Annotated in this window: 12 protein-coding genes; 3 read left to right on the top strand and 9 right to left on the bottom strand. The window is 72.6% G+C overall.

Annotation, left to right across the window (positions count from 1 at the left end; genetic code table 11):
- Positions 1–94: 94 nt before the first annotated feature.
- From ABZW30_RS38700 to ABZW30_RS38680, 5 genes are all read right to left on the bottom strand, one after another.
- On the bottom strand, positions 95–754 hold the full coding sequence (locus ABZW30_RS38700; RefSeq protein WP_355675976.1) for a zinc ribbon domain-containing protein: 660 nt from the start codon (positions 752–754) through the stop codon (positions 95–97).
- Positions 755–848: 94 nt separating this feature from the next.
- On the bottom strand, positions 849–1,154 hold the full coding sequence (locus tag ABZW30_RS38695) for a hypothetical protein (RefSeq protein ID WP_355675975.1): 306 nt from the start codon (positions 1,152–1,154) through the stop codon (positions 849–851).
- A 64-nt stretch (positions 1,155–1,218) separates the two neighbouring features.
- Positions 1,219–2,208: a signal peptidase I gene (gene lepB / locus ABZW30_RS38690; protein ID WP_355675974.1), complete on the bottom strand. Its 990-nt coding sequence runs from the start codon at positions 2,206–2,208 to the stop codon at positions 1,219–1,221.
- Positions 2,209–2,273: 65 nt separating this feature from the next.
- Entirely contained in the window at positions 2,274–2,870 is a 597-nt protein-coding gene (locus tag ABZW30_RS38685; RefSeq protein WP_355675973.1) for a helix-turn-helix domain-containing protein, read from the bottom strand.
- A gap of 144 nt (positions 2,871–3,014) precedes the next feature.
- A complete protein-coding gene (locus tag ABZW30_RS38680) occupies positions 3,015–4,550 on the bottom strand; it encodes a hypothetical protein (RefSeq protein WP_355675972.1) in 1,536 nt (511 codons plus the stop codon).
- Between the two features lie 457 nt (positions 4,551–5,007).
- On the opposite strand from ABZW30_RS38680, the gene ABZW30_RS38675 reads away from it, so the two are divergent.
- On the top strand, positions 5,008–6,369 hold the full coding sequence (locus ABZW30_RS38675) for an FAD-dependent monooxygenase (RefSeq protein ID WP_355675971.1): 1,362 nt from the start codon (positions 5,008–5,010) through the stop codon (positions 6,367–6,369).
- Positions 6,370–6,391: 22 nt separating this feature from the next.
- Here ABZW30_RS38675 and ABZW30_RS38670 read toward each other — a convergent pair whose 3' ends face one another.
- Positions 6,392–7,324 carry an alpha-L-glutamate ligase gene (locus tag ABZW30_RS38670; protein ID WP_355675970.1) on the bottom strand — a complete coding sequence of 311 codons (933 nt, stop codon included), beginning with the start codon at positions 7,322–7,324 and terminating at the stop codon, positions 6,392–6,394.
- A gap of 323 nt (positions 7,325–7,647) precedes the next feature.
- On the opposite strand from ABZW30_RS38670, the gene ABZW30_RS38665 reads away from it, so the two are divergent.
- Both ABZW30_RS38665 and ABZW30_RS38660 read left to right on the top strand, forming a co-directional pair.
- A complete protein-coding gene (locus tag ABZW30_RS38665) occupies positions 7,648–8,949 on the top strand; it encodes an ABC-F family ATP-binding cassette domain-containing protein (protein WP_355675969.1) in 1,302 nt (433 codons plus the stop codon).
- 177 nt (positions 8,950–9,126) lie between these two features.
- Positions 9,127–13,170 (top strand): AAA family ATPase, encoded by a 4,044-nt coding sequence (locus ABZW30_RS38660; RefSeq protein WP_355675968.1) that lies wholly within the window; start codon positions 9,127–9,129, stop codon positions 13,168–13,170.
- 194 nt (positions 13,171–13,364) lie between these two features.
- Here ABZW30_RS38660 and ABZW30_RS38655 read toward each other — a convergent pair whose 3' ends face one another.
- The 3 genes from ABZW30_RS38655 to ABZW30_RS38645 all read right to left on the bottom strand — a co-directional run bounded on the left by ABZW30_RS38655 (position 13,365) and on the right by ABZW30_RS38645 (position 17,573).
- Entirely contained in the window at positions 13,365–14,420 is a 1,056-nt protein-coding gene (locus ABZW30_RS38655) for an FAD-dependent oxidoreductase (protein WP_355675967.1), read from the bottom strand.
- On the bottom strand, positions 14,417–15,379 hold the full coding sequence (locus ABZW30_RS38650) for a hypothetical protein (protein WP_355675978.1): 963 nt from the start codon (positions 15,377–15,379) through the stop codon (positions 14,417–14,419). Before ABZW30_RS38650 ends, ABZW30_RS38655 begins: the two co-directional genes overlap by 4 nt.
- Positions 15,380–16,022: 643 nt before the next feature.
- Positions 16,023–17,573 (bottom strand): hypothetical protein, encoded by a 1,551-nt coding sequence (locus ABZW30_RS38645; protein ID WP_355675966.1) that lies wholly within the window; start codon positions 17,571–17,573, stop codon positions 16,023–16,025.
- Between the last annotated feature and the right edge of the window lie 5 nt (positions 17,574–17,578).

Below are 17,578 nucleotides of genomic sequence, written 5' to 3'. Positions count from 1 at the left end.
ACCCCCTGGGCCGCCCCGCGCCCCCCGCCCCGGCCCCCGGGGGCGCGCCCCCCCCCCCGCCGCCCGCGCCCCCCCCCCGCCCGTTTCACGACCGTCAGCGTCTGGTCCCGCAGGACGGACAGAACGCGGCGCCCTCCGGCACGTCCTTGTGGCACTGCCCGCACTGGACGGGCTGCGCCAGCCTGAACCCGCAGCCCGGACAGAACGGCGTGCCGTGCGTCTCGGTCTGGCACTGCGGGCAGACCAACTGCCGCGGAGTCTGGACGTCGAACTCCGCACCCGACTGCTGCCCGGCCTTGTAGGCCCGCTCGGACACCATGTCGTTGAGGCCGCGCCGCTGCGCCGCCAGCGCCTCGGCCGCGGTGTCCGGGGCGCAGTCGAAGCACAGGCCCTGACCAGGGTCGAAGCAGCGGCCGCAGACATAACGGGTGCACCGGCCGCAACGGTTGAAGTGCGACTCGGCGTTGGCGATCGCGCGTTGGAAGGCGGCGTCCCGGGCGGTGCCCCAGGTCTGGCCGGCCAGGCCGTCGGCGGCGTTGCTGATGGTGTTGGCGTTGCCGCCGATGAGGTTCCACGCGGCGCTGACGCCCTTGCCTATCCAGCCGGCCACCTGACCGGTGGTGAACCGCTCGAACGGCGAGCGCCAGGTGTCGGAGCAGCGGTAGCAGTAGAACTCGAACTGAAAGCCCGCGCCGGTCCCGTACTGCTCGCACAGGTCGCGGTAGTTACTGCTGAAGTTGATCTCGGAACTCACGTCGTCCCCGGTTGCTGAAGTGGCCTGTACGGCGGTCGCTCCCAGGGACGATAAGGAGTCTTCGAACGGTTCCGCCGGGAACCTCCCCGGCTCCTCAGAGCCCGGAGACCGGCAGCAGCAGCATCCGATCGGATTCGAACAGCCGCCAACCGGCGGGCTGCCCGCCGCGGCTGACCCGCAGTCGGCACCACTGCCGCCCGGCCGGGTCCAGCCACCAGCCGCTGATCCGGCCGAGCACCCAGCTGCCGCCCCCGAGGTCGACCTCGACCGGCTGGTACACCCACCGGACGTCGGTGTCGGCCGGTTCCACGGTCGGTGCGGGGCACCGCCGGCTCTCCACCACGCTTCCGCCTCCCGCCAGGCCCGACCGGCTGCGGCCGAACTCGGAACCGCGGCCCATCGCCGGAACTCTACAACCGTGTAGAGCACAGTGGGTGGAGTTCCGGCGAAGCCCGTCCGTCGACTCAGCGGGCGTCTCGGCGCGACCGCCGACGCCGCCACAGCGCGATCGGGACGACACCCGCGAGCGCGAGCGCCGCCGGCGCCGGGGGCGCCTCCACCGGAGCGGCCGCAGCCCCGGAGGGCACCTTGTCGAAGGTGTCCGGGACCGGCAGCGTCGACCAGTCGGAGATCGGCCACGCCACCACGAAGGCCCGGCCGACGACGTCGTCCACCGGTACGAAGCCGTCCCCGGTCAGGTTGTGGTGCGGACGGGAGTCCCGCGAGTTGTTGCGGTGGTCGCCCATCACCCAGAGCTTGCCCTTGGGCACGGTGACGGTGCCGACCGGGTCGTTGTCGCAGGGCGTGGCACCGGGGAACAGGTACGGCTCGTCCAGCGCGACGCCGTTCACCTTCACCGGGCTGCCCGCGTTGCACTCGACGGTGTCCCCGCCGACCGCGATGACCCGCTTGATCAGGTCCTTCTCGTCCGCGGAAGGCATCAGGCCGACGGTGCTCAGCACCTTCTGAACGGTGCCCGTGAAGCCGTCGTCGTTCGTCTGCGTGCCCTCCAGCCAGCCGCCCGGATCGCGGAACACCACCACCTCCCCGCGCTCCGGCTCGGCGCCGAACCACGGGGTGAGCTTGTCGACCAGCACCCGGTCACCGATCTGCAGGGTGTTCTCCATCGAACCGGAGGGGATGGAGAAGGCCTGCACGAAGAAGGTCTTGATGCCGAGCGAGAGCAGCAGGGCGATCACCAGCAGGATGGGCAGCTCCTGCCAGAACGGGCGCTTCTTACGCGCTGCCTTCGCGCCCGGCTCCGCGTCGTCCGGCCCGGACTCGCCCGCCCTGACCTCCACAGCCTCGCCGGCACCGGCCGACCCGGCCCGCTCGGCAGCCTCGGCCCGCTCGGTCGGCTCGGCCCGCTCGGTCGGCTCGGCCCGCTCAGGGTGCTCCGCCCGCTCCTCCGTGCCACCGCTCTCGCCGGACTCCGTGCTCTGCTGCACACTCATTTCCTCGGCCCCTCCCGACGGCCTGGCGGGAGCCCGAAGCGGAAACCCCCTGTCAGGGAACGAACCTACCGAACTGAGGTTCCCGCGCGCGCCCTGACATGGATGCGCTCACCCTGCGGACCGAAAAGGCTGAGGAACTCCACCGGCTGCGAACCGGCGTTTCCGAAGGCGTGCGGGGTGCGGGTGTCGAACTCGGCGGCCTCACCGGCCGTCAGCACCACGTCGTGCGGGCCGAGCAGCAGCCGCAACCGCCCGGACAGCACGTACAGCCACTCATAACCCTCGTGCACCTTCAACTCCAACTCGGGCCCGGCGTTCCGGCCCGGCGGCACGATGTGCTTGTACGCGTGCAGACCGCCGAGGTGCCGGGTGAGCGGGACGATCGTCTGGCCGTTCCTGGTCACCGGGCGCGGGTGGATCCGCGGGTCGCCGGTGGCCGGGGCGCCGACCAGTTCGTCCAGCGGCACCCGGTACTCCCGGGCCAGCGGCAGCAGCAGCTCCAGGGTCGGCTTGCGCTGCCCGGACTCCAGCCGGGACAGCGTGCTGAGCGAAATGCCGGTCGCGGCGGCCAGTTTGGCGAGCGTGGTGCCGCGCTCCCGACGCAGGGCCCGCAGCCGCGGGCCCACCGTGGTGAGGACGTTCTCGAACTCTTCGTCGGCCATGCCTGCCATTCGCCGGGACGGCAAGGGTGTTTGTCAATCCGGCACACCGTGGAACGTCCTCGCCGCTCCCGGGCGACGCGCCCCCACGGACGGCGGCGGGCCCGGTGACGATCCGGAGATCGCCGCCGGGCCCCCCGCTCCGGATCAGCGGTACTCGCGCAGCCGGGGGCGCACCCCCAGCGCGGTGAGGCCGAGCGCCAACGCCAGCGCGCCGCCGGCCAGGGCCGCCGTGGTGCCGTCGAGGTCGCTGTCGGTCTCGGCGACCGCCGTCTCCATCGCCTTGCGGTTGATCTCGATGGTGTCCCCCATGGCCGTACTCAGCTGCTCGAACTCGTAGTTGGACTGGCCCTTGGCGAGCCCGGTGTTGAGCGTGACCGCGTCCTTGAGCTTGCCCTCGTTGCGCAGATCGCGGATCGTGCGATCGGTCGCCTGGTAGTCCTGGAAGACGGTCAGCACCCGCTCGGCGGCGTCACGCTCGCCGGCGAAGGTGATGTTGCGCAGTTCGCTGCCCAGGTACCCGCCGAACGGAACGGCCGCGTGGTTCGACCGGTACCCGTTCGCGGCGGACTGGAGCTGGGCGTTGTAGCCCGCCATGGTCGCGCCGTCCAGCCGCACGATCGCCTGGCTCTGGTCGAAGTAGGCCTGCTCGTACGCGGCCGCGCGCGACGGGTCGGTGAGGTAGCGACTCTCGTCGGCGTTCATGTCGTAGGCGACGGCGCGGGCCCGGCTGAGCGCTATCACCGAGTCGTAGGCGTCGCTCTTGGCGGTCACCAGGTGGTCGTCGGCGCGGCCCACCAGGTACAGCCCGGCCACCAGGACGATGCCGGTCAGCACGGTGACTGCGGCCAGCGCCGGGTTGACCACCCGGTGGTAGCGCAGGGTCAGGACGCGCTGGAGCCCGACCAGGGCGGCGAGGGCGAACAGGCCGCCCACGAGCAGCCACCACCAGCCGCTGCCCATGGCGTCGCGCTGCTCGGTGTACACCCGGCCGACGGTGGCCTCGTTGGCGGCGGTGACCTGATCGGCGGCGGGCAGCAGCTGCTGGCGCAGCAGGTCGGTGGCCTGTCGGTAGGCGTCCAGGGCGGCCGGCGAGGGCTGGCCGGCCGGGGCCTTGGCCTGCTCCTCCAGGAGCTGGGCGCGGGCCACCAGGGCCTCGTAACTGCCGAGCTTGCCGAGGACCAGCTGCACCGCACGCTGCCCGGCCGGATCGTCGGCGGCGGCCTGGGCGGCCTGCTGGAGGTCGTTGTCGGCTTGGTCGCGGCGCTGCTCGTAGGTGTCCACGGTCTGCTTGCGCAGCGTCGCGTAGTCCGGGTCGGCGCCGACCAGCAGGAGGTTGGCGGCCTGGGCGTCCATGTCGCTGAGCGCGAAGTAGAGGTCGGCGGCTCGGGTGGCCTGCGGGGCCGCCTGGTGGCCGATGGTGTCGGTGCCGTCCCGGGCGCCGCCGAGGACGGTGGTGGCGGTGGCGCCGAGGCCGATCAGGGCGGCCAGGCTCAGCGCGGTGAGACCGCGGACCAGGCGCGGGGTGGTCCAGTAGGACCGGCTGCCGACCGTCCGCAGGCCCTGGCCGAGCCTGGCCAGGGTGCCGGGCGGGACACCGGGTACGGCCGGAACGGGGCTGTCGCCCCCTTCTTCGGCCACCTCCTCCGAGGTGGCCGCTCTGTGCGCTGTCGAGGTGGTCATGACCGTACGTCCCTCTCCCCCGTTGCACGGTCTGCCAGGGGTTTCCCACTGAAACCGAACGCAGATCCGTTTCTCTCCGCCGGGCGAGGCTAGTGCCGCGCCACCGGGGATGAGACGCCTCCTGACGCCTTCTTGACACCGTCGGCCGCCGTTCTTGACGCTTCCTTAGCGCCGCTGCGGCGCCTGGCGGGGTCGGTCCTGCGTGAGGCGCCGGTGGAACGGTCGGTGACGAATCCCCGACGCGCCCCGAATGCCCGTACGTCCAGCCGGGGTTGACGGACCCACCGGGACATCGGAGCCTCGGCCCGCCGAACGGTCCCGGTCGCCGGTGGCGGGCTCGCCGCCACCACCCGTGTCGCTCTCCGGTTCGCAGCAACATCAACGAGCTTGCCGGGGCGGCACGTTCGTCCAGGTGACGCGGCTACGGGCCGCCTTCACCCCCACTACGCTACGTACCATGACTTCTTCGGAGACGACCCCCGGGCGGGGCACGGCGGTGGTGATCGGCGGCGGGCTGGCCGGCGTGGTGGCGGCCTGGGCGCTACGGGGCTGCGCCGAGCGGATCGTCGTGGTGGAGCGGGACCGTTACCCGGACGAGCCGACGTTCCGGGCCGGCGTGCCGCAGGGGCGGCACGCGCACCTGGTGCTGGAGGCGGGGCACCGGGCGCTGGAGGAGATGATGCCGGGCATCAAGCAGGAGCTCACGGACGCGGGCGCGCTCCGGGTCGCCACTTCGGGTGACCTGAAGTGGCTCAGCTCGGCCGGGTGGATCGCCGACTACCCCGCGCGGATGGCCTTCCTCAGCTGCACCCGGCCGGTGCTGGACAAGGTGGTGCTGGACCGGGTCCGCACCGAACCCTCGATCGAGTTCCTGGAGGGCACCGACGTGGTCGGGCTGCTGGGCTCGGCGCGAGCGGTGACCGGGGTCAAGGTCCGCGAGCGCGACTCGGGCCGCGACTCGGGGCGGAGTTCCGCTCGCGGTGAAGTCCGCGACATCTCTGCCGAGCTGGTGGTCGACGCGTCCGGCCGCTCGACCTCGGTGCCGAAGTGGCTCGCCGAACTGGGCTGCCGCCCGGTGCCCGAGGAGCGGGTGGACGCCGGCGTCGCGTACTCCTCCCGGCTGTTCCACCGCCCGCCCGGGGCCGACCTCGGCTACCAGGCGATCTACCTGCAGACCAAGGCACCCGACAAGCCACGGATGGGCGTACTACTGCCGGTCGAGGGCGACCGCTGGATCGTCAGCCTGGCCGGGATGCGCGGCGCCGAACCCGAGCCCGGCGAGGAGGGTTTCACCAAGCACCTGGCCCAACTGCGCGATCCGGGCCTGCGCGAAGCGCTGCGGGACGCCGAACCGGCGGGCGAGGTACGAGGTTTCCTGCCCGGCCCGGGTGTGCGGCGCCACTACGAGCGCAGTTCCCCGGACGGCCTGGTGGCGGTCGGCGACGCCGCGAGCACCTTCAACCCGGTGTACGGCCAGGGGGTCACCGTCTCCTTGTTCTGCGCCCAGGCGCTGCGCCGCATCGCGCTCCGGCAAGGCGGTGTCGGGCACGCCACGGCCCGCGCTGCCCGACGGGAGATCGCGGCGGTGTCCAAGAACCCCTGGGTGATGTCCTGCGCCGAGGACGTCCGCTTCACCGCCACCACCGGCGGCCCGTCCGGCGCACTGATCAAGGTCCAGCACCGCTTCCTGGACAAGGTGATGGCCGGCGCCACCCGCGATCCGCTGGTCACGGCCGCGTTCCACGAGGTGATGTCCCTGGTGTCACCGCCCACGATACTGTTCCGCCCGTCGGTGCTGGCCTCCATCCTGCGGGGCTGACGCTTGCGGAGCCGACAGCCGCTCACGGCGCGAGGTGCGCGGCGACGTACGGCAGCGCGACCTGCTCCAGGGCGCGCTGCCCGAAGGCCGGGTGGACGTTGACCTCGAAGACCACGCCGCCGCTCTCGGCGGCGAGGTCGACACCCGCCAGCTCCAGCCCGAGCGATTCGGCCGCGAAGATCGCCGACTTCGCCAGCCCGTCGGGAAGTTCATCGACTTCCAGCAGGGTGGAGACGGCTCCTCGGCACTCGTTACAGGGCGCGTCCGGGTCCGCCTGGACGTGCTCCACCGCGCGGACCACCGTGCCGCGCAGCACCACCACCCGGTACTGGTGGCGGCGGCCGTCCGGCAGGAAGTTCCGGGCGTCGCGGGCGATCAGCCAGTCAGCCCCCGCCTCGGCGTAGTGCCGTGCGACGGCGTCGAGTTGGGTGCTGGTGGTGACGTGGAAAACGTCCTCGCCGCCCATCCCGACGCAGGGCCGGGCCCAGACGTCGCCGCCGAGCCGCTGGAAGGCCTCGGCGGCGACCCCCGGACTCGGCCGGGAGAGCACGACACTGGGCATCTGCGGCACGCCGTCCCGGGCGAAGCGGGCGACGGTGCGGTCCTTCTCGGTGGCCGCCCGCCACGCCTCGGGGTCGGTGCCGAGCGAGCGGGCGCCGTACGCGCGCAGCTGCCGCTGGCAGTCGGCGAAGGCGCGGCGGCGGTGCGGCGGGATCTCGTAGACGATCACCGTCTCGGCGGTGACGGTCCGCCCGTCCGCCGTGAGCCGGAGGCCGTCCGGGTCGTCCGGGTCGTCCGCGGGCTCGATCCGGCCGCTGCCGCCGTCCATGAAGTGCCGCGCGTCGAGGTGGACGGGCGCGCGGCCGGTGAGCGTCCGTACGGCGGTGGCGAGGACGTCCCGGCTGCCTTCGGTCGAGCTGTGATCGGTGAGGAGAACGAGGTCGCGTCGGCCCATGCGGCCATGGAAGCGGCCCCTAGCGGTCGGGACAAGACGGCCCCGCGCGCCACGGTGACCGAAACCGCTCGCAGACCGGCGGCGGGGCCGTCCGGCACGGCCGTTGAGCAGACCGCCGACGAGGCCGTTGAGCAGGGCCTCCGAGTACGGCCGCCGAGTACGGCCGCCGAGTACGGCCGCCGAGTACGGCCGCAACCAATTCGGCTGCGGCCGTTCCGACGGGCCGCTAGCCTGGCCCGCATGTCTACGCCCCGAATTTCCTAGCTGACGGACCCACCCCCACGCCACCCGTGTGCCCGCCAGTCGTTTCGGAGCGTTATCCAATGATCACCACCCGTGGTGTCGACGTGCGTGTCGGCGCCCGTCTGCTGCTGTCCGACGTCACCCTGCACATCGCCCCCGGCGACCGGATCGGCCTGGTCGGCCGCAACGGCGCCGGCAAGACCACCCTGCTCGCCACCCTCGCCGGGCAACTGCCGCCCGCCGCCGGGGCGGTCACCCGCACCGGGCCGGTCGGCTACCTCCCCCAGGACTCCCGCGCTGCCGACCCGGCCGTCACCGTCACCGACCGCATCCTGTCCGCCCGCGGCCTGGACACCGCCGTCCGCGCGCTGTGCGCCGCCGAGGCCGGGGCCGCCCGGGTCGCGGCCGGACTCGGGCTGCCCGCCCGGGTCATGGACTCCCCCGTCGGCACACTCTCCGGCGGCCAGCGGCGCCGGGTCGAGCTGGCCCGCATCCTGTTCGCCGGACCCGGCACCTTGCTGCTGGACGAGCCCACCAACCACCTGGACGCCGACTCGGTCGGCTGGCTGCGCGGTTTCCTCGCCACCCACCAGGGCGGGCTGGTACTGATCAGCCACGACCTGGAGCTGGTGGAGGAGACCGTCAACCGGGTCTTCCACCTGGACCCGACCCGCGCCACCGTCGACATCCACAACACCGGCTGGCAGGCCTATCTCACCCAGCGCGAGGCCGACGAACGCCGCCGCGCCCGCGAGCGGGCCAACGCCGAACGCAAGGCCGCCGCGCTGCACACCCAGGCCGACCGGATGCGCGCCAACGTCGCCACCGCGACGACAGCCCGCAGCGTGGCCCGCCGCGCCGACCGGATGCTGGCCGAGCTCGAACCCCTCCGGCGGGCCGAGCGCACCGCCCGGATCCGGCTGCCCGAACCCGCACCCTGCGGCCGGATGCCGCTCGGCGCGGTCAGCCTCGCCAAGGCCTACGGCGACCGGCCGGTGCTGACCGGGCTTGACCTCGCCGTCGACCGCGGCAGCCGACTGGTCGTCCTCGGGCTCAACGGTGCGGGCAAGGCCACGCTGCTGCGGATCCTGGCCGATCAGGAGGCCCCGGACTCCGGCCGCGTCGTCCCCGGGACGGGGCTACGCCTGGGCTACTTCGCCCAGGAGCACGACACCCTGGACCCGGCGCTCAGCGTCCGCGACAACCTCGCCAAGGCCGCGCCCGACCTGACCGACGGCGAACTGCGGCACGTGCTCGGCGCGTTCCTCTTCCGCGGCGACGACGCCGACAAACCCGCCAAGGTCCTGTCCGGCGGTGAGAAGACCCGCCTCGCCCTGGCCGCCCTGGTCCAGATCGGCGGAACACTCTGGCACGCTACCTGACCTGCGGAGTCGACGGGCAGGCTCACACTGAAGCCTCCTGACAGCGCGGAGGCCCGAACCCTACGCTTCCACAACGAATGTGGCCTTCCGTACCCGACGTGCGTGCACGCTCTGGTAGGCAGGTGGCGGCTGCAGGCGGGTGGCCGCGCAGTGCGGTCCCCGCAGGAGGGGAAGCACATGAGCACGTCATCGAGGTCGGCCGTCATCGCCACCGAACAGCGGGCGGTCGACCGCGCGTACGCCTGTTACGAAGCCAAGCTCGCCGAACTGTCCGGCGGCGCGTCGGCCCAGGCAGCAGCCAGCGGGAAGGACGGCATCGCGGCCCGGGTGGAGTCCCTGGCGAGGGCGGAGGCGTTCCGTCTGGAGGGCGAGAACCTCGTCACGATGCGGGTGGACACCGGGGCGGACGGAACGGGCGAGCCGGAGGTCTTCTACGTCGGGCGGCGGACGGTGCACGACGCCGAGACCCGCGACGCCGTCGTCATCTCCTGGACGAACGAGCTCGCCACCGCCTGGCGTCTGGCCACACCGGACACCCCGGGGGAGGTCCGGTTGCGGCGGCGTCTGGACTGCGACGAGCGGACGGTCCGCGACTACCGCGACGAGATCGCTCCGCAGGTCCCGGCCGCCGCCACCGGAGCGGGGACGGGTGTGCCGTCCCCCGGAGACGTCTTCGGCCCCGTCTCTGGAGCCCCGCAGCCGGCCGTGGACGACCTGCTGCTCCGGGACCTCGACCGCGCCCGCCGCAACCGCATGCGCGACATCGTCGAGACGATCCAGCCCGACCAGATGGCGCTGGTGGCCGGCCCGTCCACGGGTGTCCTGGTCGTCCAGGGCGGTCCGGGCACCGGGAAGTCGGCCGTCGGCCTCCACCGGGTCACCTGGCTCGTCGACAACAAACGTTTCCAGGCGCAGGACATCCTGGTGGTCGGCCCGCACCGGAGGTTCCTGGAGTACGTCGGCAGGGTCCTCCCCACCCTGGGCACGCGCAACGTCACCGCCGTCGAGCTCTCCCGGCTCTGGGAGGGGACCGTCCGAGCCGAGGACGCCCCGCCGGTGCGGCGGATCAAGTCGGACGAGCGCATGGCGGAGGTGCTACGGCGCCGGGTCGAGGGCAACTGCCGCCCGGCCGCCGTCGATGCCGCCGTCACCGCCGCCGCGGACGAGCACGGCGAGCCGATGCTCACCATCGTCCTGGGCAGCGCCCCCCTCAGGGTTCCGGTGTCCGAGGTCCGCCGCGTCTTCGAGGCCGCCCGCAGCGGGCCGGGCCACTACCGGGCCCGCCGGGACCGCTTCCGCGACGTGCTGGTCGACCGCCTGCTGGCTGCGCTGCGCCAGGGTTTCCCCCAGCGCGCGCGTGACCGGGCCGTCCGGCAGAGCATCGAGCGCCATCGCCAGGTGGCCGCGCTCGTCGAACGCGCATGGCCTCCCCTCAGCCCGGAGGAGGCCCTGCGGAGCCTGCTGAACTCGCCGGGCCGGCTGGCCGAGTGCGCCGCCGACGTGTTCGACGCGGCGGAGCAGGCGCTGCTGTCGCGCCCGGCCGCCGAGCGTGCCGAGGACGAGCCGTGGACCCTGGACGACCTGGTGTGCCTCGAAGAACTGCGGACCCTCATCTCCGGTGAGACACCGGAGCGTTACCCCCACATCGTCGTGGACGAGGCCCAGGACCTGACTCCCATGCAGGCCCGGTCGCTGCGACGGCGCAACCCGAAGGGGTCGATGACGGTGCTCGGCGACCTCGCGCAGGCCACCGGACCGCACGACTACCCGAGTTGGGAGCGGATCGGCCGGATCCTGGCGGCCGAGGGCGGCTGGCACCTCGAAGAGCTCACCACCAGCTACCGGGTGCCGGCGCAGATCATGGAGTTCGTCGCCCCGCTCGCGCGGGCGGTGGCCCCGTCCGTTCCCTTCCCCGCCGCGGTGAAGGAGGCGGACGGGGAGCCCGTGCGGATCGTGGAGACGACGCCTTGGCAGCTCCTCGCCGAGGCGGTCGGGCACGCGGCACGGCTGGCCGGGTCGGACGGCCACACCCAGCGCTCGATCGCCCTGGTCGTCCCCGACGATTCGGACTGGCTCCAGCAGGTCCGTCTCCTGGTCGACTCCGCGGAGGCGATGACCGACGAGGTCCGGGAGGCGGTGACCGTCCTGACCGCCGGCGAGGCGAAGGGCATGGAGTTCGACCACGTCCTCGTCCTGGAGCCCGCGACCATCACCGCCCGCGGGGCCGAAGGCCCACGCCAGCTGTATGTGGCCCTGACCCGGAGCACCCAGACGCTGACGGTGCTGCATACCTCCCCCCTGCCCGCGGTCATGCTGCCCACCGCCGACCCGTCGCCCTCCACCGGACCGGACGATCCCGCCCCGGAGCCCCCGTCCGACCCGACGCAGGGCCGCGTCTGCTCGCGCTTCCACCTGGACGGCGAGCGCTGCACACTGCCCACGCGGAATGCCGACGGCTGGTGCCGGGACGGTTCCTGCGGCGGCTTCCGGACGAGTTCCGTGCCGGAGCGGCCGACGCCTCGCAGCCTGCCCAGGGTGCCCGCCGACGCCGACCTCGGGACCGGGCTGGAGGCGTCGGAGGCGTTCCTCGGCAGGCTCCGGGTGACCAGGGCCGCCGTTCGCGCCTTCGTGACCGCGCACGGCGGCAGTGAGCAGGAGGCCGAGGCCGAGATCCGTGGCGTGATCGCCACGTTCCTGACCGACGGGCGCCAAGCGCAGCAGACGGACGGCTACCGGCTCGTCGACCTCAACGGCTACCGGCTCGTCCTGAGCCACGACGGGACGGCCCTGACCGGCTACCGGAGCGTGCACGGCGAGCGGAGTCCGGCGCAGCACCTGGCCGGGGTCCCGTCCCGGTACGGGTCCTCCGGGCCCGCCACCGTCGGCCGCTGCCCGGCTCTCCAGGACACGGCGGCGGTGCGCGCCCTGACGGTCGAGCAGATCCAGGTGAGCGCCGAAGCCCGGGCCGCGTACGCCGACCTCACCCCGGAGCGGTCGGACCGGACGGACGCCTTCCTGGACCGGCTCCGCGCCGCGCTCGCGGCGGACCTGTCCGGCGGTCACATCGAGACCCAGCCGCGGGGCAACCACCTCGTCCTCGGCTCCGCGCGTACCTGGAGCCTCTCGCCTGACGGCGGTTCGGTGCTCTTCGTCCGCAGGCCCACCCCGTTGGACGCGGAGATCCTGGCGGCCGCCGGCCTGGGAGACGCCGACGAACTCGCTCCCGGCACCGAACTGCGGGTCCGCGCCCTCGCCCACGGTGACCAGCTCCACTGGAGGGTCACCCCGGTGCCGGCGGACCGGCAGCGGCGCTACATCCTGAAGCTGCGGCCCAGCGACCGGGCGCCCGAGGCCGGCCAGGAACTGGACGTCTGGGTCGTGCAGCGCCGCTCCGGCGTGTACGTCGTGTCGGCGAACGACTTCGGGCGCCACGGGATCTCCGAGCACTCGGCCGAGCGGTACAAGGGCGCGCTGGCAGTCCTCACCGCCATCGGTGACGGCGTCCCGGGCGAACTGCCCGAGACCGGCCTCCTGGGACTCGACGGCCTGGTCGGCTGCCTCCGCCGGGACCAGGCCGACTGGCTCTCCGTCTGGCGGCTCCTGGGATCCCCGTCCTCCGCCGACCTGACGGTACTGCGGGACGTCTCCCGCAGCCTTCCGGAGGCCGTACGGTCAACGGACGCAGCCGAGTTGGAGCGGCTCGGTGAGGTCCTGCGAAGCAGCGGCTGGCGGGACCGGGCGGTCGCCGCACTGGCGAAGCTCACGGGCGAGGATTCCCCCGAGGCGTCCGCCGTGGCGGCGTCGGCCACCGTCCTGACGGCCGAGCTCGCGGCCGCGGCCGAGGCCGACCGGACGTGCCTCCAGCACGAAGCGGTGCGCCACCAGCTCATGGCCGCCCTCTTCCGGGCCGGACACAAGCCGCAGGACTCGTCGATCGTCGATGTCGTCCGGCCCGGAGAGGGGGGCCCGATCGTCTACGAGGTCCTTCCGGCCGGCCACACCTCGTACCACGCCGTACGGGCCGGCGCCGTCCGTGTGCGGGAGATCGGGCAGGTGGTCGGCGAGACTCCCGAGCGACTCCACGTCGTCCTCACCTCGCCGCCCGACGAGCCGTGGATCCCCGACCTCGTCGAACGGGTCCTCGGCGTCTCCGTCCTCTGGCCCTCGGCCACCGGCTGGCATGGCCCGGGAAGCTCCAACGTGACCGACGCTCTCGGCTGAGCGACGGAACCTCCAGCACGAGTGCCCGACGGCGGGCTCCGCCGCCGGGCACTCGTCCTGCCCGGACGATCCGGTCGCGATCCGGTCGCGGCCTGGACGGACCGTCACGAGGCTGCGACCGAGCTACGGGCGGTCTGCCATCTCGTCATGCCGCCGGATCAACGATCGGACGGTGTCCGAAGGACTGATCCGCCTTACCGCGCCCGGCCGTTGACGATCAGGTCGCGGATGATCTCGCCGACCGCGGGCGCCTGGCACAGGCCCTGTCCGGAGAACCCGGCCGCCCACAGGAACGGGCGGACGGGGTGTGCGCCGATGCGGGCGATGTTGTCGGGGGTGGCGTCGAAGGCGCCGCTCCAGCCCCGGTGCAGGCCGATGCCGTCCAGGGCGGGGTAGAGGGATCCGAGCTGCCGGGCGACACGTGTCAGCCAGGCGGTTCGTCCTTCGCCGGGCCGGGGGCGTCCCATGCCGACGAGGATGCGGTCCTGCCAGGTGCGGATCCGGAGGCCGGTGGTGGCGTGGAGGGTCATCGGGAGGACGTCGACCGGCGTGGAAGGCGGCTCGGTGAGCAGCAGTTCGACCGGATAGGTGTCGACCGGCAGGTCGATGTCCGCCATGGCGGCCACGTCACGCGACCACGGCCCCGCAGCACACACGACGGTGTCGGCCAGGATGTCGCCCGCGGGTGTGGTGACGAGCCCGGCCGGGCTGATGGCGGTGAAGGGGGTGTGGGTGGCCAGGTGTGCTCCTGCTTCCCGGGCCGCTGCGGCGTAGCCGCGGACGACGGCAGACGGGTCGCAGTCGTAGGCTTCCGGCGACCACGCGGCGGCCACGACGGCCCGCTCGTCGATCAGCGGGTTGACTGCCAGGGCTTCGGCCGGGGTGAGCAGCGAGACGTCCACTCCGGCTTCCCGCTGTGCGGCGTAGTCCGCCTCGAACTCCCGTACCTGCTTCTCCTCGTCGAAGAGCACGAGGAACCCGACCTGGCGCATTCCCAGGGAGGTGCCGGTCCGGTCGGTGAAGCCGTGGTAGGCGCGCAGGCTGCGCACGGCCAGGGAGCCGGTACGGGGATCGCCGGGGAAGTAGGTCCGGGTGACGTGCGCGGTGGAGGCGGAGGCGCCGGATCCGAGGGTCGACCGTTCGAGGAGCACGGTGTTCTCGCCGGCCTCGGCAAGGTGGCAGGCGATCGAGGTGCCGATCAGTCCTCCGCCGATGACGACGGTGCCCGCGCGCTCGGGCAGCGTGTTCATGCCTGGCCGCCCGTCAGGCCGGTGGGCTGCCGGCGGAGGTGGTCGCCGGTCTCCCACGGGTACAGGTGGAGGTTCCAGCCGCCGAGGCAGTTGATGTAGAGGGCGAGGTGGTGTGTCACCGCCATGAAGTCGTCGCGGTCCAGCCCGTCCAGCAGACCCAGGAACCGCTGGGTGAACTGCCACAGCTTCTCCAGGCCGCAGTACCCCAGGAATTCCGCGGGGACGCCGACGAGCAGCCGCGCCATGTGCCGCAGGGCTTCGATCGGCATGCCCTGGGCCGCTCCGCGCACGAGGCCGCCGTAGGAGGCGTAGCCGAGGGGGCGGAGCTCGCCGTTGACGAACAGCAGCGTGGGAAGGACCGTCCCGAAGGTACCCGCTCCGGACGGGACGGCGCCGCGATGGAGCTCGCCGAGTTCGGACGGTTCGGTCAGCCAGATCCTCTCGGTCTCGGCGTGGATGTCGGCGACCAGGGCGTCGGCGGCCGGGCCGGAGGCGTGCAGGCGCGGTATGCGGTGGCCGCCCTGCTCGCCCTTCCTGCGGACCTCGGCCGTGATCGGCTTCTTCGTCGAGTAGACCGACTCCCAGATCGCGGAGCCGGCTTCGGCCAGAGCGGACATGTCCTGCTCGCGGATCCGGCCCACCGGAGAGGCCGCCATCGGTTCGGTGAGCGTGCCGTACTTGATGCCCAGGTGCTGGAGCGCGGAACAGAACACCGTCCCGTCCGGTGCCTCACGCCGGTCGGCGATCCTGTGGTCCGCGGTCAGGTGGAGCAGTGACGGTATCGGCGCCACGTGGTAGAGGTGCGCTCCGGCGACCAGGGCGTGTCCTTGCAGGCTCCGGTAGGGCAGCGCCTCCCACAGCGCATCGGCCAGAGCAGGGTTGCGGCCGTCGAGTTCCGCGGTCACGGTCATCCCCAGATCGGGCCAGGCGATCTCGATGTGGCGGCCGGAAGACGTCACTGCCAAGGCATGTTCCTTCGTTCGACGGGGTGTCAGGAAGATCGAGAGTGGTCGGCTGATTCGGGTTCCGTAAGTATTCGCCGGGAGTGCACGCCCGGCGGGGGCTCCGTCACCGGACCGGCCTCGATCAGGTGACGCGGTGGCCCGGACCGGGGGTTGCATGAAGGACGACAGGGGCGGGTACCAGACCACAGGGAGGCGATCTTCCCTCGCCGGAGGTTCAGCACCCGGAAGGCGTCCTGGCGCCCAAGGAGTTTGCCGATGATGGGCCAGTCGCCGAGTACCTCCTTGAGCCCTTCGACCCTGCACCCCATGGCGGACGGGATGCCAGTGGCCGTTGACCGTGCCCCTGCGTCTCGATGGGGTGCCGCGAGGTACTCCGGATGCCAGAGTGTTGCCCCCGACCCAGATCGGCGGAACACTCTGGCACCCTATCTGACCAGCCACGAAGCCGGACAAGGTCCAACGGACGATCTGGTCATCGGGAGACGGACCGAGGAGTCCGGCTTCGCCACCCGAGGCAAGGCGAAAGCCCAGCTCGCGGAGGTCTACCAGGCCCGGAAGAACGCCCCGCAGAGCGCGCGTGGGCGGAGCCCCCGGTCAGCGCCCGCGGTGATATTCCCGCCGCAGCCGAAATTCAGGATCACCGCGATAGGCACCACTCCACGAACCGGCTGATACTCGGGTCCACCTGGGCGCTCTCGTCGGCGACGGCCGCGGTGCAGAAGTAGCGGACCTCCTGGAAGTCGAGTTCCATGGCCTGGACCAGGCTGTACAGGCCGAGCTTGTCGAGGATCCAGGCGCGGGCGGCGCCGCTGTCGCCCGATGGGTCGGGGCACAGGCCGTGTTTGGCGAGCAGGTCGGTCTTGCTGATCGCAACGGCGAGCCGTGACTGCCGCACCGGAGCGCCCATCGCGGCCACTGCCTGGACGGACCGGCCGAAGACCTCCTCCGGGTGGACGGTCGAGGCGAGGGTGCGGTCCAGCAGGCTGTCCGGCGCGGGTTCCAGCCGGGTCCAGAAGTCCTCCACCGCCATCGGGTCGAGGACGAAGACGAAGGTGCGCGCGGCCCGGGCGTAGCGCAGCGCGTCGATCTCGTCCCGGTCTACGAAGCGCTCGCCGGCGGTGTCGAACAGGTGGACAAGGCGTTCGGTGCGGCCGGCGCCGAGAGTGACGGAGTGTGCGCGGGGCAGCGCCTTCTGGGTACCGAGGGTGTGTCCGCGCATCCGCAGGACCTCGCGGAGCACCTGGTAGCCGCCGGCGGAGTCGTCGTCGGCCAGGCGCAGCGCCGGGCCGCCGTTCGCGGCGGCGTTCTCCAGTGCGAGCAGCATCGCGGCCATCAGTTGGGTCTTGCCGGCGGCCCGGCCGCCGATCAGCGGGATGACCACCTCCGGCATGTGCCCTGCGTCGGTGTTCATCGGCTTTCCGCAGTGGGCGTGGGTGCAGTGGGCTTGGAGCCGGGACTGGCGGCCCATCAGCATCAGCAGGGTGGGCATGCGCTGCCCGCAGGCGCAGCGGCGGCGCCAGAGGCCGTACCGGCCGGGGCGAATGTCGATGTGCCGGCGCCGGCAGTTCGTGCGCGGGCAGTCGTAGGCGGGGTAATGGACCTTCTCGTAGCAGTGCGGGCAGATCATGCCGGTGCCCAGCCGCTTGAGCCAGAGCAGCGCGCGGTCGGTGGCCCGCAGGGTGGTGGCGATGAGCCTGGCCCCGGCGCAGAGCAGGCCGAGCACGAGGGCGTGCAGGACGGGCAGGACCAGGAGGAGGGGCACCGCGAGGACGGCGCCGAGGGCGAGGGCGGGGTAGAGGGTGAGCCCGTAGGGCACGGTGAAGGCACGGCTGCGGGGCGGGGCGGTGAACTGTCCGGTGGTGACGGAGCGGAACGAGTCGCCGACCGTACGGGCGTACGACTTCCTTGCCAGCGTGGCGAGTTGGCGCAGGTCGCGGCTGCCGGGGCCGTAGAAGTAGTTGCGGTGGGCGGGGACTTGCTCGTCCTGCGGGCGGTACGGCGGCATGGTGCGGAACTCGGCGGTCCGTCGGAACAACACGCCGATCGCCAACTGCAGGTATCCCCAGAGGAGTTCCATCACCAGTGCGATGGCGCGCAGGGCCAGGACGACGGGGGCGACGACCAGGTAGGCGGCGAGCCCGGCGAGATAGAACAGCGGGACGAGGACGAAGATCAGGATGGCAGCCACGGTCG

Origin of the sequence: Kitasatospora sp. NPDC004669 (assembly GCF_040609455.1) — a bacterium.
Classification (GTDB): domain Bacteria; phylum Actinomycetota; class Actinomycetes; order Streptomycetales; family Streptomycetaceae; genus Kitasatospora.
The sequence above is the reverse complement of the archived record's forward strand: the minus strand, read 5'-3'. Positions and strand labels throughout refer to the sequence as shown.

Excerpts from the sequence above, each read along its gene's own strand:
- ABZW30_RS38695 (WP_355675975.1), bottom strand. The coding sequence starts at position 1,154 with ATGGGCCGCGGTTCCGAGTTCGGCCGCAGCCGGTCGGGCCTGGCGGGA.
- lepB (WP_355675974.1), bottom strand. The coding sequence starts at position 2,208 with ATGAGTGTGCAGCAGAGCACGGAGTCCGGCGAGAGCGGTGGCACGGAG.
- ABZW30_RS38685 (WP_355675973.1), bottom strand. The coding sequence starts at position 2,870 with ATGGCCGACGAAGAGTTCGAGAACGTCCTCACCACGGTGGGCCCGCGG.
- ABZW30_RS38680 (WP_355675972.1), bottom strand. The coding sequence starts at position 4,550 with ATGACCACCTCGACAGCGCACAGAGCGGCCACCTCGGAGGAGGTGGCC.
- ABZW30_RS38675 (WP_355675971.1), top strand. The coding sequence starts at position 5,008 with ATGACTTCTTCGGAGACGACCCCCGGGCGGGGCACGGCGGTGGTGATC.
- ABZW30_RS38670 (WP_355675970.1), bottom strand. The coding sequence starts at position 7,324 with ATGGGCCGACGCGACCTCGTTCTCCTCACCGATCACAGCTCGACCGAA.
- ABZW30_RS38665 (WP_355675969.1), top strand. The coding sequence starts at position 7,648 with ATGATCACCACCCGTGGTGTCGACGTGCGTGTCGGCGCCCGTCTGCTG.
- ABZW30_RS38660 (WP_355675968.1), top strand. The coding sequence starts at position 9,127 with ATGAGCACGTCATCGAGGTCGGCCGTCATCGCCACCGAACAGCGGGCG.
- ABZW30_RS38655 (WP_355675967.1), bottom strand. The coding sequence starts at position 14,420 with ATGAACACGCTGCCCGAGCGCGCGGGCACCGTCGTCATCGGCGGAGGA.